The sequence below is a fragment of the Agathobacter rectalis ATCC 33656 genome, from assembly GCF_000020605.1.
Taxonomy (GTDB): domain Bacteria; phylum Bacillota; class Clostridia; order Lachnospirales; family Lachnospiraceae; genus Roseburia; species Roseburia rectalis.
The window spans coordinates 3,335,852-3,353,103 of record NC_012781.1; the positions used below are offsets into that span (position 1 = coordinate 3,335,852).

Here is a 17,252-nt window from a genome sequence, read left to right on the forward strand (position 1 = left end):
TTACCCCTTTCTGATCATGTGATGGTTCATTCTTTTTCTGTTGACCATCTGCTCAGCTTTCTTCTGATAAGCCATCATTCTCTTTACTGTTTTCTCCTGGTTTTTTCGTGCTTCCTGTCTTTTTTCCATTGCTTTCATCATAGTTTTCTGTTCCTTTCTGTGATTTTTTGTATGAAAAAGGGAGCCTCACATAGAGGCTCCCAATCATAACCGTTGGTTTTAGTTTCCTTATTTGGTTTTCCTTTTTCTACTGATATAAAGTCCTGCCATACCTCCTGTGGAGATCACAAGAAGCAGGATCGGCAGCCAGATATTCGTGCTGTCACCTGTTTTCGGTGCATTTGATACCTTCGTCTCTTCATGGGACTGTGGTGTATCCGGTGTGTTCGGTGTTTCCGGAACTTCCGGTTTCTCATTTGTCAGATTAAAGGTAACTTCTACAACCGGTGTACTGTCATCTGCATAAGCAAATGTCACTTCATGCTTGGTCTGATCCAGCGTGTATCCGTCCAGTGTCTTTGTTTCCACCAGATAATACTTGATAGCGGTATCATATTTGCCGTTCTTAAATGTGGCAATCTCATACAGCTTACTTTCTGCATGACCGGCAGCATCTGTCTTTAAGGTTTCCAGAACCTTTCCTTTGCTGTCACGGAGTTCAAATTCTACCCCTTTCAGCGGTTCTCCTGACGATTTATCTGCCTTATTGAGAATCACTTTTCCCTTGGCAGTATCATCTTTCATAGCTACTTTCTGAATTTCTCCGGTATCCTTCACCTCAAATGTTACATCAGATGTCAGAAGATATCCTTTCGGTGCCTGCTCTTCACGTAAGGTATATTTACCGATTGGAAGTTTTTCGATATAGTGTGCTTCCTCTGTGGAAGTCCAGCTCTCTACTACCTGATCGTCTTTGTCAAGAACCGTCAGTTTTGCACCTGGAATCTCCGTTTCTCCTGTGATATCCGTCTTACTGATCTGCACTTTTGTCACATCATCTTTCATCTCATGCTTCTGAACCTCTGCTGTATTCTCTACTGTGAAAGTAATACTTTCTGCAGTGACATATCCATCTGCTGGTTTTGTCTCTGTCATGGTGTACTCCTTACCAACAACCAGTTCTTTGATCACATGGGATTCTTCCGTAGAAGTCCATTCATCTACTGTATTGCCATCTGAATCCGTTACTTTCAGGTGTGCACCTGGAAGTTCTTTTCCTGTTGTCAGGTCTGTTTTGGTCAGCTCCACTGTAGTTGGCTGATTCTCAAAAATAAAGTCGTAGCTTACTTCTGCCTGGTCTTCTCCGGCATATTCAAAGGTAAATTCCTGTACTTCATCTGTTGTAATAAATCCGTCCGGCGCAAAGATTTCTTTCACATAGTATTTTCCATCTACTGGAAGATCTGCCGTAAAAGTAATCTGTCCTTTTTCATCCGTTACTCGCTGCTCAATCAGACTGTCTTTCTCAAGGAGTACCTCGCCCTTTGCATTTTTGATATTTTCACTGGTATAAAGACCGAAGACACCACCTGCAAGGACACGTTCTGTATCTTTTTCTTTCTTCAGAACCGTAACCTTTACTTTCTGACGGGCATTCTGCCATTTCTCATCATAAGTGATGACTGGTGTGTCCTGATCACGGTAGGAAAGGTCAACATATCTCGGCTCTTTGTCCAGCACATAACCATGGGCTGTTTTTACTTCCTTCACATAGTATTTTCCAGCCGGGAGATCTCCCATCTGTGCAATACCATTGGAATCTGTGGTAATGGTTCCCACTTTTTCATCGGTTTTGAAATAATCTTCACTGACACCATCTGCCGCTTTGATATCTTCCGCAGCAAATACATCGAACGTCACATCTGTAAGGCTTCCGGTTACATACTCAAAAAGATGCTCCACGGTACCTTTTACATGATCCAAAAGTGTTACCTTATCCAAAAACTCTCCATTTTTGTTGATGATCAGAAGTCCTGTCGGTACTTCATCTTTCATCTCTACTTTCTGAATCTCTGCGGTATCTTCCAGAGTGAACTTCACATCCGTTGCTTTCAGATATCCATAAGGTGCCATTTCCTCACGAAGAGTGTATTCCTCTCCAACTGTCAGGCGTTTGATCACATGTGGCTGATCTTTTACAGACGTCCACTGATCCACAACATTTCCTTCTTTATCAAGAACGGTGAGTTTTGCCCCATCCAGCTCCACACCTGTTGTTACATCAGATTTCGTGATTTCTACTGTTGTCAGCTGGTTCTTTTTCACAGTTTTCAGTTTTACTGTCTTCACATCCTGTCCCTGGTAAGAAGCATCCAGATTCAGAACTTCATCAGAGGATACAAATCCCGCCGGTGCTTTTAACTCCTTCACATAATACTGTCCAAGTGGCAGATCCAGCGTACATGCTGCAAGTCCATCGTTATCAGAAGTCATTTCCTGTAAGAGTGTGTCTGCTTTCACGATCACTTTTCCATCCGCCTTAATATCCGCTTTGTTAAAGATACCAAAGACAGCTCCAGCTACGGTTGCACCATTTTCTGCATCCTGTTTTTCTACCTGGATTGTAACTTTCTGTCGGTCATCGCCAACAGTCACTTCCTGTTCGATCACAGGTGTATCCTGATTGGCATAGACAAATGCGACTTCTGATCTGTCATGGTTCAGTACGAATCCTTCCGGTGCAGTCTTTTCTACTACATAGTAAGAACCAAGCGGCAGATTCTCTGCAACTGCTTTTCCGTTTTCTCCAGTCTTTACCGTTGTTACCAGTGCATCTTTTGCATAGATCAGCTGTCTGTTTCCGTTTTCATCTTTCTGATAATCCGGTGTATAGATATTTTCAGCTGCATAGACATTAAATTCCGCACCCTTCAGGTATCTTTCTTCATAAACAAAATCCTTTTTGAATCCGGTCAGCATTTCACCTTTTTTATAGATCGTCAGCTTTCCTTTTACCGGATGGTTCTCGTAATCTACCGTAATAATGGCATCTCCGCTCTCAGAATCCATCTGGTATGCTGTGTTTGCATCCACCGCAATCTCTACATAGTTCTTGTTGATTGTGTACCCTTCCGGTGCGTTGACTTCCTCAATGCGGTAATGTCCGATCTTCAGATTCTTCGGCATGATCAGATATCCCTGGCTGTCCGTAAAATAGGACTTATGGGTTGTTGTCACTGGGTAAGTTGTTACCTGTTCCACATACTTCTTGTTGTCCAAGTCGTACACTTTAAATTCTGTTCCTGCAATCAGGACGGATTTCTTTGTTTCATCGTCTTTTTTCACGATTTTCAGTTTTGCCTTAAACTCTTCATCCAGAAGCACTCGCCAGATCTGTGGCTCATTTGGATGATGCTCTGTGATATTCACTTCAAAATCATCGACTGGCTTGTAGTTGTGCGGTGTTGTTGTCTCACGCACGATATAGCTTCCAAATGGTAATGGAATACTGCAGGCATACCCTTTTTCATCTGTGAAAATCTCAGTTGCTCCATTTTCTCCACTCACTACTGGTTTTGCAGAATCAAAATCATAACTTCCATCTGCTTTCTTTGTAAGGGAAGATTTCAGATAAACTGTAAATCCAGCTCCGGATAACAGATCTGCATCGGTCTTTCCATTGTTGGCTGCTTTAATGATCTGGAATGGCTGCTTGATGACCTGCTCACTGGAAGTGCACTCTCTTTTTACTTCTGATGTCATATCTCCTTCATAACTGCACGTAAGATCATGCTCTTCTGTATCTGCCAGGTATCCGGTCGGAGGTGTAATCTCTTTGATATAATATTTGCCAAGATACAAGCCATTTACAGAAGCCTGTCCTTTGTCATCTGTTGTAAGAGAAGCTACCTGTTCTCCTGCTTTATAAATAGTTCCAGTTGCTCCGTCCGGATGCACGATATCTTCACGGGCATACAGACCATAAACTGCACCTTTCAGTGTGGCATCTCCCTGCGGTACTGCTTTTCCTGTTTCTTTATCAACTTTGAATAAATTGATCTTTGCTGTCACACGGTCATTGCTGAAGGTATGGGCAAATGATACGGTTGCTTCTTTATCATTGGTGTAAGAAAACTTGAACGTATACACATCTTCTGTATTTCTTACATAGCCTTCCGGTGCCTGATCTTCTTTTACAAAATAGGAATATCCAATCGGAAGATCCGCTGTGAATTTTGCATTCCCATCTGCTCCAGTAGTTGCTTTCTCAATCAGTGTTCCTTTTTTCACAACAACGGTTCCGTCTGCATTTCTAATATCATCGGATGCATACAGAGCAAAAATACCGCCATTCAGTGGTTTCTTGATGTCTTTATCCTGTTTTACTACGGAAACATCTGCTTTCTGTCTCTCGTTGTTAAAAGTCACATCTGCAAATACAACTTCTTTATTCTGTCCGGCATAGGTCAGAGTCACTGGCTTTTCTTCGCTGCCGTTATAGAAATTGTCCGGTGCTTTTGCTTCTTTTACCACATAGGTTCCAAGATGCAGGTTTTTCAGTGTGACAGAACCATTCTCACCTGTTGTCAGATTTTCTTTTACCAAGTCACCTTTGCTGTACACTTTTGTGCCATAAGCAGTTACGATATCCGCTCCGGCATACACGTTATATACTGCATTTTTCTGTCTGCGGTTCTCATACTGGAATACGGTTCCACTCTCACTGACTTCTGCACCGATAAGAACCTGACCTTCTTTGTAAATGGTAAGCTCTGCCAGCTGCTCCTTGTTTTCCACGGTCACAGCCGAGGTCTTACTTGCTACCAGTTTCACATTTGTTGCCGTTGCATTTACTACATATCCCTGTGGCGCTGTGATCTCTTTCAGATAAACGGTATCCTGTGTCTTGATGATCGTAACAGAGGATTTTCCATTCTTATCTGTTGCCGGCATCTGAGTGATCAGCTTTGTACATGCCTCATCGCTGTATACACCGAATACTGCACCTGCAAGATTGACATCCGCTGTATCGTCTTTCTTTACGATTTCGATCGTAGCCTGTTCAATCCAAGACACTTTGAAATCAATATATTTTTCATCTGTCACACCTTCACCAAATACCAACGCAAGATCCTGCGTGTCAGATCCGGTGGTGATTTTATAAGCAGAGTAATCTTTTGTAATACTTCCCTTCATTGTAGAAGACCAGCTCTGTGCCACGTCACTCACCTGTGTCAGTGGTGCAGAAAGATAAAACTTTGTTCCTCCGCAAATTTCTACACTTGCACCAGCTTTACTTGTTGTGCCTGTGCTTAGATTATGAAGTTTCACACCAGACGGAAGCTTCATCGTAATTGTCTGTAGCTTATCTGCTTTGAATGTAATATCTTTGGTTCTCTGTGAATTGCCATCCACATAAGCTTTTACATCTCCATCAGAAAATGACATTGCTACATCCGGTATTTCTGGCTGTGAAACACAATAATTATACAATTTCATTGCTAAATTCTTGGCTGTACTATTCGCTCCGGAAAAAGCGTCGCCACTTCCATTAGCATAAGAAGCCGCCAGATGAACAAGAATGAATTTTGCTCCAGCACTAAGATTTCCATAACCATTCTCTTCTGTAAAGAATCCTTCATCTCCTGCTGCCTTGGTTCCGTAATAACATACCTTAGCTAATGTTTTTCCATCTCCGACTTTACTAATCGTGTAATTACCTGTTCCTGGTCCCGGTTTTGATGGCTGTACACAGTAAGCAGTCGCAGATACATTTCCAAACTGAACCGTATACTGATAGGTAAGATAAGAACCATAACCATAATCCGCATAACGATACAGAGTTCCTCTTGTAACAGATACTTTCTGTACACTTCTTGCACTTGTCTTTGCCATAAAAGTGACTGTTTCACCAGCTTCCATGGCGTATAAATCAATTCCTTCCTCTTCCGCCTGCTCCATTGCATCCGATACTGTAAGACCTGTTTCCGAATCCGTTGTATTTTCAGTATCTTCTTCCATATCCGGTAATAGTTCGCTTGCCTGAGAATCAAATTCTTCTATCTCGCTTTCCGTCACTTCCTCTGTTGGAAGCAATTCCGAGTCTGCTTCTGAATTCTCCGTTTCCTCTGTCTGCTGTTCACTGCCAGCTGTTTCTGATTCGGTTACTGCTTCACTCCCTGCAGTTTCTGTCTGCACTTCTGTTTCTTTCTCACGCACAATCAGCTTTCGGCTGATCTGGTACTTCGGATGCTCCTGATTTACCGGTTCCACATAATAGACCGCTTTGTAAGTGTCCGCATGATCTGTCGTAAAATCCTCATTCTTATCATTCTTTGCTTCCTCAAATGTGACTTTAACCTTGTTATCATCCTTGATTTCCAGTCCGGTATAATCTGATTTCACATTAAATACACTGCCTGTTTCGATTTCATAATCTTTGGCAGTCACCACCTCATCTTCATCCAGAAGGTCTTTCACTTCCTCATAAAGTGGAGGTTTCTCCTCTGGCTGGATCTCCGCTGCATATGCCGTCATCGGAGATAGCACTGTACTAAGCATTGTCATGCCTGCCAGCAAGCCAGATACTACTTTTCTAAAATTACCTTTTTTCTTCATGCTAAGGTCCTCTCTTTCATATATTTGTATTAAAACAGACAGTCCTTAGACTGCCTGCAATACACTACTTATCGTTGTGGAAAAATCAGATTGAACTGTACATTTCCCTCTCCGGGATCAACCATCTCCACAGTTGCTTCGTACTGTCTCCCTGTTTTTCTTGATACCAGATCCTTATAATGGATTTTTCCTTTAGACAGGAACTTCTTTGCTGCCGTCTTATCCATCTTTTTTCCCTGACTCGCAAGGAATTTATCATTCTTCCATAAGGTAAAAGTACAGTTCCGGTCAGAACAGTAAAAGTTTACTTTCCCTTCCTGGACATCTGCTCCACATCGGGGACATTTGCCAATGACTTCTCCTTTTGCCTTTCCCTGAAACTGATTTTTCTTTTCTTCTGAAATTCCCTGATACCTGGCAACCAGTTCCTGCATCAGTTCTGTAATCCCATTTAGGAATTCATCTGCTGTCTCTGTATTCTGGGCAATGTGATTCAATGCCATTTCCCACTCTGCGGTCATCTTCGGAGATTTAATCTCATCTGGCAGAACTGTAATCAATACATTACCATCATCTGTCGGCACCAGATTTTTCTTTTCCCTTTTCACAAAACCAGACTGAATCAGTTTTTCAATGATTGCTGCCCTTGTTGCCGGAGTACCAAGTCCTTTCTTTTCTGTATCTTCGGTCAGTTCTTCATTCCCTGCACGTTCCATCGCAGAAAGCAGGGTATCTTCTGTGTACTGTTTCGGTGGCTGTGTGAAATGCTCCGATACCAAAGAATCACAGGGACCATAATGCTTGCCTGCCCAGATATCCAGCTCCGGCTCTTCTTTCTCAATCTTTACGCCAAAGAACTGTTTCAATTTATTTTCGATCGCCTTGAATCCTTCCTGCTTTGTTTTCTTTGCTGTGAGATAAAACGTATGATAATTGCAGGTGATCTGGCATTTATGGCTTTCATAAATATAAGGATCTGCAGTTGCTGTCAGAACCCTGGCACTGATCAGATACAAAATCTTGCGGTTTCGTTCTTTCAGTTCACCAATATCTGCTTTGGCTACTTCCATGGTTGGGATAATCGCATGGTGATCGGATACTTTCTTTGAATTTAATACCTTACTCACGTCTGGGTGATATTCCAGACCTTCAGCATAAGGCATTTTCCCAAGTAACATCTGAATCAGTGTTTCAGTGCTTTCTCCCATCTCATCTGTCAGATACTGGCTGTCTGTTCTCGGATAAGTGACCAGCTTCTGCTCATACATCTCCTGCACGGCATCCAATGTCTGCTGTGCGGTATAACCAAACATTCTGTTTGCTTCCCTCTGCAGAGTGGTCAAATCATAGAGCTTCGGAGGACGGACCGTTTTTTCTTTCACATCATCCTTTTCCACTTCGCACATACGCTCCATACAGTCCGCAGCCACTCTATCTGCATCTTCTTTTTTCTGAAAATGCTCTGTGACCGCATCCATCTCGTCAAACTTGATATGAGCCATATAATATTTTTCTTTGGTAAATTCCTTGATCTTCTGATTTCGATCCACGATCATGGCAAGTGTTGGTGTCTGTACTCTTCCAACTTTCAGATTCTGGTTATACAGAACGGAAAAAAGACGGCTCGCATTGATTCCCACCAGCCAGTCTGCCTTTGCCCTGCAAAGTGCTGACTGATAGAGACTGTCATAACACGAACCGTCTTTTAATGACGCAAATCCATCTTTAATTGCCTGTTCCTCCATGGAAGAGATCCAGAGCCGCTTCATCGGCTTTTTGCATCCTGCCTGCTCATACACCAGACGGAAGATTAGTTCTCCTTCCCGCCCGGCATCTGTAGCACAGATTACTTCATCTACTTTGGAATCTCGCATCAGTTTTTTCAAGATTCCAAACTGCTTTTTCGTGCCTTCCAATACCCTGTGTTTCCAACATTCCGGCACAATCGGCAGATCTTCATATCTCCATTTTTTATATTTTTCATCGTATTCTGATGCATCACATAATCCAACCAGATGTCCTACGCACCAGGAAACGAGATAACCGTTTCCTTCCACGTAGCCATCTTTTCTTGTTCTGGCTCCAATCACGGAAGCCAGTGCCATCGCAACCGATGGCTTTTCTGCAATCACTAATTTCATTTACTCCTGCTCCTCTTCTTCATCTTCCAGCACAGCATCATCAAAATCCTCGTCTCTCAGGATTTCTGGTTCTATACTTTCTTCCTGCTCATCTGCATCGTCTACTTCCCGCTTTTCAGATTCTGAATCTTCGGATTCATCTTCATCCTCTTCCATCTCATCCTCGTCATCATATTCATGCTTTGGTTTATAGACTTTGAAGTAATATCCTCCTGCCGCAGCTCCTACTGCAACCAGTGCAATCAGAAGATACGTTCCAAATGGACTTTTATCTTCTGGCATCTGGATTTCATCCTCTACCTTATCTTTCTCAGCTGTCTCAGTTGTTTCCGGCTTTTCTTCTTCAGCCTGTTTCTCTGGTTCTGCATAAACAGTATCTACTTCCGGAAGTGTCACGGAATCAGAAAGTGTGAAGTTCATCAGATCTTTCTCGCTGACTTCTGTAAGGAAATACACATTATCCTGAGATTTTGAATTGTCGATGATCAGATAAAAAATCTTACCACTCTTAGTTGAAATGGTATAAAACTCTTTTGTGCCTTCCGTAGCTGTTTTAGTAACAGAATCTGCTGTCTCGCCTTCTTTATTAAGCTGTTCCTCAATACCTGTCACTGTCCGATCATCCACAGTTCCTTTTGCATCTGTTGGCTCAGAAGCTTGTGCATCCTGCGGAAGCGGAGAAGTCGTTGTTTTTTCAGTTCCCGTTGCATCTGCACTGGTCGTAGTTGCCATTGCACCATTGCTGTCACTGGAGGTTTTCTGTTTCTCTGCCTGCTTCTTTGCCCATTCATAATAAGGATTCTGCAACACATACTTTTCAGAAGTATTTCCGGCACCGTCTGTTACCGTAATCTCAATCTGTTTTGTAGTAAAATCTTTCTGTGTCAGTTGCACTCTCAGCATTCCATCCTTCAGATCTGTATAAGTGGTGCCATTAACTGTTACTGCAGTAATCCCGGATACTGTATCATTCCCCTGAATCGTCAGCACACCATCTGTCAGGGAAGCAGAGAGTGTCGGCTTTTCCGTGTCATAACACTTAATAGAACGATTCTGCTCATACACCTTTCCATCACCATCTGTCACACGCACATACACTGTCTGATTTCCTGTGATCGTGATACTTCCGCTTCCAGTTACATCCTGCCAGCTTCCATCTTTTCCTGCTTTTGCTTCAATCTTTGCTATTGAGAAACCTTCCGGCATATGGCTGGCATCTACCGTAACAGCAATGGTTGTTTCTCCCTGTTTCCATCCATCCGGTTTCTCAATCGTGATTGCAGGCGTGGTATTCTCAGCTGCATAAGCAGTCTGTGTCTGGAGCAAAGGTGTTGTCAGGCAAAGAAATGTCGTTGCTGCAAGCAGACTCTTTTTTACCCTGCTTTTAGTATTTGTTCTCTTCTTCTGTTTCATTTTTTCCAGATTCATCATCGGCTTTTATTTCCTCCTTCTGTATTTCTACCCTGCCGGGCAACTCATTTTTCATTTTCTTTTTAAAAGCTTCCAATTCCGGAATACTCATATCCATTGCACGGATAATTCTTACAATTTCCAGATTTTCTGCTTCTGTTTTTGCAATCTCCGCAGCCTTGAACCGCTTTAAATCTGCTTCATATCTGGCTTTAGATGCTTCCATTTTTTCCTTGGCTTTCTCATAATCTGCCGTTGCTTTTTCAAGACTTTTCATCTCTTCTCCTTTCCGGGCGGCTGTTATACCGCCCTTTTCCTTACCATCGCCCGAATCCATAGAAATGGCTCTGCCAGTATGGAGAGTTGATGGACGTGTACTGAACCGGATGCCCACAATGGATCATCTGACCATTGCCCACATAGATTCCAATATGCGTTACTGGTTCTCCTGCATCGTAGGTTCCGGTAAAGAAGATCAGATCTCCTGGCTGTGCTTCTGACTGGGATACTGGCGTACAAATGTTGTACAGTCCCTGTGCAGTCAGCCTTCCCGTATTTCTTACCCCGGAATGAACCAGACAGTAGCTGACAAATCCGGAACAATCGAATCCACTTGGGGAATATCCGCCCCACACATACGGTGTTCCAAGATATTTTGCAGCCTCTTCCAGTAAACGTTGCGCTGCTTCACTGGTATATTCATTACCACCAAAGCCTGTCCCTTCTCCTGTTTCCAGATAAAAGATCGGGTTTAACCGCTCTCCATTTTTCAAAAGTTCAATGTGAAGATGGCTTCCTGTAGAATTTCCGGTATTTCCTACAAGACCGATCTCATCACCTTTCGTGACGGATGCACCTGCAGATACACTCCGGCTGCTTAAATGTGCATACCGCAGTTCATAGCCTTTACTGTCCTTGATTACAACATAATTGCCATAGCTGTCGTTATAAGCAGAAGTTGTAACCGTTCCGGTCAGCCCTGCCATTACTTTTGTCCCTTCCGGTGCTCCGATATCCATACCATTGTGTAACTGATTTGCTCCTGATATTGGATGAATCCGATATCCATAATAGCTGGTCACACTGGAATACCAGTTAAAATCAACCGGTGTTGCAAACATCTGCAGGTTGCCTTTGGTATCGTTGTAGGCACTGAACAGTTCTTTCTGGAAAAATCCCAACCTGTCCTGACAGATTGACATCAGGTTTCCACTGGTCAATGTTACATTCAGCGTGTCCACATCTCTGATTCTGGTCACTTCGACTTCATTGCTTCCGTTATCATCTGCAAGATAACATTCCCAGGTCTGATGTCCATGTGCAGATGCTGCCGCATGACTGTCATAATAGACATCAAATTGTACACCGTATCTTGCGAAAGCTCCGGTATCTTCTACGGTATATTCGACACCATTCATAACTACCTTTGTTCCCATTGGAACAAACGGATTGGAAGCATCTACCGCTAAGGTATGATTGGCAGTTGGATATGCTCCACTGGCAGTCGGTCCTCCGCTCCAAATACCACAACAGATTGGACAGTTACAATATCCACTGGTCACAACCTGTCCCAAAGATTCTCCAACTCTTACTGTTGCTGTCTCCGTTACAGTCTCATTGACTGCTTCAGTAGTTAAATGATATTGCTCTGCAAACAAGGCGTCCAGCTCCGGCTTGACCTGTTCAAAAGTAAATTCTTCATACTTTGCAGACAGATAACTAATCAGGATAAACGGATCATGCTCAATAGGTCCGATGTTATATCGGTATTCCTCATGTCCTGGTTCTTCAGATTCCATATTGTTGATCCACTCCTGCAGATTAGCTTCCAGCTGTGTGTAATACAGTTCCGCTTCCCGGATTGCCTGATCCGATGACAGATAACTGGTTCCGGTGTAAGTGATCACATTTTGTAAAAACACTGCAGAGCATGACGTGACATTCGTTATGATCAGAAACATCAATCCGATCAGAACTGCTACACTGATATACACCTTCCGGTTTTCTTTAAAAAAGTTGGTGACTTTGCCGCCAATCTTCTTGATATAATCAATCGTACCTTTTGTAGCTGTTCCTACTGTCTGTTCACTTCGCTTCGCTTTGGCATAATCCCGTTTGATCTGTTGCTTCTGAATCTGTTTTTTCAGTTTCTTCTGTTCCTGACGGGCTGCCGCCTGTGTCTGTTTCTCTTCCTGTCTTTCAAGTCTGCTTCTTTTTCTGAATGCCCTCTGTTTCCTGCGTCTGGCACTTCTCTGTTCCAGCCGGTAAACACCTTCGCCGCTTTCTTCTAACTTATGGGCACCTTCTACCGCCGCATTATCGTCTTCATTTTTGCTGATCTCACGGTGCAATGCTGCGGAAGCTGCACTTCCTGCTTTCTTGACAACAGAAGTTTTTTCTGTTTTCACAGATTCCCCTTCGCCAAACTTCAAGCGGGATTTCTTCTTTCCAGGAGCTTCTCCATCATTTGCCTGATAGACCTGTGCCTTCTTGGAATGCTGCTTTGCTTCCTTCTTCTTTTTTGCTTCCTCATAAGAAAACTTTTTGGCTTTTTCCTTCTGTTTCTGATGTCGGAAATTGACTCCATCCGTATCCATCTGGTTCAATTTCTCCATATCTTTATCATTTTTCACAGAAGCACCAGTTTCCTCATAAGCAAACTTCAAACGCTGTTTTTGTTTTGGCTTTTTGCTACCACCGGTCTGATTTCTCCGGCTGTCTCCTCTGTTTTCTGATAGATCCGCACGTTTTTCTTTCAGTCTCCCTGACTGTCCGGCTTCGGATTTTTCTGCAAGTCTGGATTCTTTTCCGACTTCAGCACGGATTCTTTTTCTATTTTGCTGTTTTCTACTCTGTCCAAGATCCTCACTTTGCTTCTCTGCCCGTATCAGTTCCGGTGCATCTCTGGATTTTTGCACAGAGGGACGAATATTTTTCCCACTCCGTTCAGACTGGCGGGAAGACTTATCCACAAGGCTTACTTCTTTTTCCCCCTGTTTTCCTCCCATCTGCACATCACTGGCACGGTTACTGACACGAACAGAAGATTTATCCGTCAGGTTTTCTTCCACCAGACCATCCTTGGTCATTTTCTGGACTTTCTTATCCCTGACTTTCATTCTCTGTTCTGCCACTGATTACTCCTCCTTCTTCGGATACCCTTTCCCTGCCTGTAATAAACAAAGAAAAGCGATGCCAAATACAGCACCGCCACAAAATGTCAATCCATATGAAATTACCTGTAACATTGTTTTACTCCTCCTGTATTACCCTGCTTCGGCTGTTTCCTCCGGGCGGGTTGTCATAATCTTATAAAGGGAATTCTTCGGGAATCTGTCTACAAACGGAATAATCACATTTCCATAGAACAGAAGTCCTTCACCCTCATTACTGTTGGTTACATAAGACAGCTGGGTTGGTGAAATATTCAACTGTTTAGCCAGAATCTGCCTGTCACCGGATGCCTGGTTGAGCATATAGATAAAATCAGAGTTTTCAAAAATATTCTCGATTTCCCTGGAAGCTAAAAGATCCTTAATGTTCTGGGTAATTCCTGTCGGAATACCGCCCCATTTACGGAATCGCTTCCAGATTTCCACGCTGTAGGCTGCTGTCTGTTCTTCTTTTAAGAGAAGATGGAATTCATCCACATAGTAACGGGTGGATTTATGAGCGGAACGGTTGATCGTCACTCGGTTCCATACCTGGTCCTGCACAATCAGCATCCCGATCTTCTTCAGCTGTTTTCCAAGCTCCTTGATATCAAAACATACGATACGGTTGTTGATGTCCACATTTGTGCGATGATTAAATACATTTAGGGAACCTGTAACGTAAATCTCCAATGAAGTTGCCAGACGCTGTGCTTCCGGCTCTTCCTGTTTCCGCAACAGATTATATAAATCCTCCAGTATCGGCATCTTCTCTGGCACCGGATCAGCGAGATATTCCTGATAGACCAGCCGCACACAACGGTCAATGATCGTCTTTTCTACCGGTTCCAGTCCATTCTTTCCACCGACAATCAGTTCACACAGGGACAGAATAAAATCTGCCTTTAAGGACAGCGGATTATCTTCCTCTGAATAATTCAGGTTCAGATCCATCGGATTGATATACTGGTCTGATACCGGTGAAATCCGGATGACCTGTCCGTGCAGTGCCTGCACCAGTGGATAATACTCGGCTTCTGGATCACAAATAATAATATCGTCCTCCGTAATCAGGAAACAGTTCGTAATTTCTCTTTTTGCTGAGAAGGATTTACCGGAACCAGGTGTACCAAGAATCAGTCCATTCGGGTTCTTCAGACGCTTCCGGTCAACCATAATCATGTTGTTGGATAATGCATTCAATCCATAATAAAGAGCTTCCCCTTCCTGGAACAGTTCCTGTGTCGTAAATGGCACAAAGATCGCTGTTGCCGATGTGGTAAGCCCTCTCTGAATCTCAATTCGATTGACTCCCAGTGGAATACAGGACATCAATGCTGCTTCCTGCTGATAGTCCAGCTGTTTTAAGGAACAGTTGTATTTTTGTGCGATACCCTGTACCTGGAAGATATTGTTATCCAGCTTCTGACGCTTCTTTGCGGTATTCATCACCAACACTGTCACAAGAAACATACGCTCATTTCTGGACTGTAAATCTTCCAGCAGATTCTTTGCTTCTTCCCCGTAGGTCACAAGATCCGATGGAAGCACATCCATGTCATACCCGGAACGTACCGCCCGCTTCTGCTCTTCAATCTTCATCTTATCCAAATCTGAAATCTTGCTCTTGATCATCTTGATCGCAGAACTCTGGTCAATGGACTGGATATGAATATTGACATTGATGCTGTCATCCACATCCAGGAAATCTGCAAGCATCCGGTCTGTAAGCTCCGGTGCCAGGATCTGCAGATAACTCACGCTTCCCATGGTCTTTCCCATCAGAAATGTCTGATTCTTGGAAAAGTTAAAGGAAGTTGGTGCAATAAAGTCTTTGGTCTTTAATCCTGTTTCCGGCAGCATCTTGTACTGGAACTTAAATGGTTCAATCCGATCCTGGTTGAACACATGATACAGAATCTCCAGTCGCTCCAGACCATTTAAGGAATGTGCCTGTGCTCCCAGAACTTTAAAGTTGTTCAGGATATCGGCTTCAATCCTTTCAAGCCTTGGTCTTGCCACCTTCAGGCTTTCTGCTTCGATTCCAAAAGTGATATACTTGGTTTTCACCAGACCATTGTTTCCCTTGGAAAGCTGATTTTTTAACATGGTCCGGTACTCCTCACGAATGGCATTGAAGTCATCGTTCTGATCCGGAATATCAATACTTTTCTCAAATTCAGCCACATCCACCTGCTGATTGATAAAGGACAGCTGCACACTGATGGAAGAATCAAAGTAATTTAAAAAATCACAGTAATTCTCAAATATCGTGGTCTTATCCTCATTTAAAGCCAGCTGATAATTGATGTCATAAAACTGAATTGTCTTAGAGAAAAAGGTCTTTGTCACCTGGCAGATACCATCCTGCAGCATCCGAATATACGGAATACTCTGCTGTGCAGTTGTAGGAATGTTTTTCTGTTTCCTACGATCCCGTTCCTGCTTCTTCCTACGCTTTTCCTGTTCTCTTTCTTTTCTGCTTTTTTTGTTTCTTCTTTCCTGACGGTTTCTTTTTTCCGCCAGGGACAGACGCTCCTGCTGAGCCTCCTGCTTTGTCTTTTTTGCCATCCGGCACACCCTCCTTTTTTACAAGGGTGGAAATCTCCTGATAAAAATTTTCTGTCTTATATGGTCTTACCGCTGGACATATAAACTTCTGTCGAATGATATTTGCCACCACTTTTTCAAAGGGAAGCCCGTCTTTTTCATACATCGCCATGAAGAAAAACGGAAGCATGATCGTTACCATCAGAATGGCAGCGATACTGGAACCGATTGGTTTTCTCATGAACAGATAAAACGGAATTCCCACAACTGCGGCAAGTGAAAAGAAAATCAACTGCCGCTTTGTCAGATTTAACGCTACTTTTGTTTTGACCTTGGTAAGGTCTTTTGGTACTGGTACATACGCCATGGTATGCGCTCCTTTCCTGCCCGTTAGTGGGCATTGAATATTGATTTGCTAAGGCTTCCGGTCTTGAATAATGAAAATGCAAGAATCACGGTATACGCCGCTACTGAAAACATTGCTGCATGAAGGTCACTGGATATGGTCATTGCATTTACTAAAACTGCATAAATTCCCACACAGACCATCATGAAGAATCCCTGAAATGCCAGTGCGAACAAGCCTTTTAAATAGTTGTTTCCGATATTGCCCCATTCCTTATTGGTCATGGTGGCAAACGGAATTGGTGCTATGGAAGTATAAAGGTAAATTTCTATCATTCTTCCGTACAAAATAACGGTTATGATGATCGACAGAATCCGCATGGTAATACTGATCAACAGCGTTTCCATGGATAGCAGGAACAAATCCCCCAGTTCCATATCTTCCAGTGCATCCACAATCCTTGCGACTGCTTCTGATGCATCCACCGCTGTGTTCCCGGAGATCACCCCGGCGGCATTGTTGACCACATGCTGGCCAACATCAAAGACCGCCATCGTGATATTGAACGTATTTGTCACCAAATAAATGGCTACATACGCCTTGAAAATCCAGAGGAAAATGTTGTAAGTCTCAAATTCATGGAAATTGTTTTTCTGCGTTACCATCGTAATCAGCTCATAGCACAAGACAAAGGTGATGATCAGTCCCGCAATGGGGACAATTACTGTCTGGGAAATGTTCTGGATCAGATTAAAGATCCCTGCATTCCATCCCTGCGGTGTCTGTCCCACCTGCCCGGCTATGGTTCCCACCTGCTCATTGACAGACGTGAACATGTTATCCAAACATGACTTGATAAGCCCGATCAGGATATCCTTTATCGCTTCCGTAATTCTCTCAATGATGGTGTTCATCTACCACTCCTCTTAAGAGAACAATGTTGCCAGCTGTGGAATCAGGGTAGTTCCCAGCAGCATGATTCCGGCACCAGCCATCAGCTGTTTGATGCCCTGGCTCTTTGCTGATGTGTGATAAAGAAGTAATAGAAGTGTAAAAAATTTTGCCGTTCCTATCCGGCACTTGCGCATTGTGTCG

At 43.2% G+C, this 17,252-nt stretch carries 11 protein-coding genes; all 11 read right to left on the minus strand.

Going from position 1 to position 17,252, the window contains the following annotated elements:
• The 11 genes from EUBREC_RS17850 to EUBREC_RS18425 all read right to left on the minus strand — a co-directional run bounded on the left by EUBREC_RS17850 (position 1) and on the right by EUBREC_RS18425 (position 17,245).
• Positions 1-141: a hypothetical protein gene (locus EUBREC_RS17850; protein ID WP_012744289.1), complete on the minus strand. Its 141-nt coding sequence runs from the start codon at positions 139-141 to the stop codon at positions 1-3.
• A gap of 87 nt (positions 142-228) precedes the next feature.
• A complete protein-coding gene (locus tag EUBREC_RS15905; protein WP_012744291.1) occupies positions 229-6,558 on the minus strand; it encodes a SpaA isopeptide-forming pilin-related protein in 6,330 nt (2,109 codons plus the stop codon).
• A gap of 68 nt (positions 6,559-6,626) precedes the next feature.
• The gene (locus EUBREC_RS15910) at positions 6,627-8,699 is read right to left on the minus strand and encodes a DNA topoisomerase 3 (protein ID WP_012744292.1); all 2,073 of its coding nucleotides are present in this window, start codon (positions 8,697-8,699) and stop codon (positions 6,627-6,629) included.
• Entirely contained in the window at positions 8,700-10,130 is a 1,431-nt protein-coding gene (locus EUBREC_RS15915) for a CD1107 family mobile element protein (RefSeq protein ID WP_023922641.1), read from the minus strand.
• The gene (locus EUBREC_RS15920; protein ID WP_012744294.1) at positions 10,084-10,446 is read right to left on the minus strand and encodes a DUF4315 family protein; all 363 of its coding nucleotides are present in this window, start codon (positions 10,444-10,446) and stop codon (positions 10,084-10,086) included. The genes EUBREC_RS15915 and EUBREC_RS15920 overlap by 47 nt, the downstream gene beginning before the upstream one ends.
• Positions 10,427-13,228, minus strand: coding sequence for a CD1108 family mobile element protein (locus EUBREC_RS15925; RefSeq protein WP_012744295.1), 2,802 nt, complete (start codon positions 13,226-13,228; stop codon positions 10,427-10,429). Before EUBREC_RS15925 ends, EUBREC_RS15920 begins: the two co-directional genes overlap by 20 nt.
• Positions 13,229-13,246: 18 nt before the next feature.
• Entirely contained in the window at positions 13,247-13,357 is a 111-nt protein-coding gene (locus tag EUBREC_RS17385) for a hypothetical protein (protein ID WP_023922645.1), read from the minus strand.
• An 18-nt stretch (positions 13,358-13,375) separates the two neighbouring features.
• Entirely contained in the window at positions 13,376-15,832 is a 2,457-nt protein-coding gene (locus EUBREC_RS15930) for a VirB4-like conjugal transfer ATPase, CD1110 family (RefSeq protein ID WP_027090295.1), read from the minus strand.
• A complete protein-coding gene (locus tag EUBREC_RS15935) occupies positions 15,714-16,178 on the minus strand; it encodes a PrgI family protein (RefSeq protein ID WP_012744297.1) in 465 nt (154 codons plus the stop codon). The genes EUBREC_RS15930 and EUBREC_RS15935 overlap by 119 nt, the downstream gene beginning before the upstream one ends.
• Positions 16,179-16,201: 23 nt before the next feature.
• On the minus strand, positions 16,202-17,071 hold the full coding sequence (locus EUBREC_RS15940) for a VirB6/TrbL-like conjugal transfer protein, CD1112 family (RefSeq protein ID WP_012744298.1): 870 nt from the start codon (positions 17,069-17,071) through the stop codon (positions 16,202-16,204).
• Positions 17,072-17,083: 12 nt separating this feature from the next.
• Positions 17,084-17,245, minus strand: a complete 162-nt coding sequence (locus EUBREC_RS18425; RefSeq protein WP_012744299.1) for a Maff2 family mobile element protein — start codon at positions 17,243-17,245, stop codon at positions 17,084-17,086.
• Positions 17,246-17,252: the final 7 nt, after the last annotated feature.

Bases quoted from the DNA above. Each gene is read 5' to 3' on its own strand.
- EUBREC_RS17850 (WP_012744289.1), bottom strand. From the start codon at position 141: ATGATGAAAGCAATGGAAAAAAGACAGGAAGCACGAAAAAACCAGGAG.
- EUBREC_RS15905 (WP_012744291.1), bottom strand. From the start codon at position 6,558: ATGAAGAAAAAAGGTAATTTTAGAAAAGTAGTATCTGGCTTGCTGGCA.
- EUBREC_RS15910 (WP_012744292.1), bottom strand. From the start codon at position 8,699: ATGAAATTAGTGATTGCAGAAAAGCCATCGGTTGCGATGGCACTGGCT.
- EUBREC_RS15915 (WP_023922641.1), bottom strand. From the start codon at position 10,130: ATGATGAATCTGGAAAAAATGAAACAGAAGAAGAGAACAAATACTAAA.
- EUBREC_RS15920 (WP_012744294.1), bottom strand. From the start codon at position 10,446: ATGGATTCGGGCGATGGTAAGGAAAAGGGCGGTATAACAGCCGCCCGG.
- EUBREC_RS15925 (WP_012744295.1), bottom strand. From the start codon at position 13,228: ATGAAAGTCAGGGATAAGAAAGTCCAGAAAATGACCAAGGATGGTCTG.
- EUBREC_RS17385 (WP_023922645.1), bottom strand. From the start codon at position 13,357: ATGTTACAGGTAATTTCATATGGATTGACATTTTGTGGCGGTGCTGTA.
- EUBREC_RS15930 (WP_027090295.1), bottom strand. From the start codon at position 15,832: ATGGCAAAAAAGACAAAGCAGGAGGCTCAGCAGGAGCGTCTGTCCCTG.
- EUBREC_RS15935 (WP_012744297.1), bottom strand. From the start codon at position 16,178: ATGGCGTATGTACCAGTACCAAAAGACCTTACCAAGGTCAAAACAAAA.
- EUBREC_RS15940 (WP_012744298.1), bottom strand. From the start codon at position 17,071: ATGAACACCATCATTGAGAGAATTACGGAAGCGATAAAGGATATCCTG.
- EUBREC_RS18425 (WP_012744299.1), bottom strand. From the start codon at position 17,245: ATGCGCAAGTGCCGGATAGGAACGGCAAAATTTTTTACACTTCTATTA.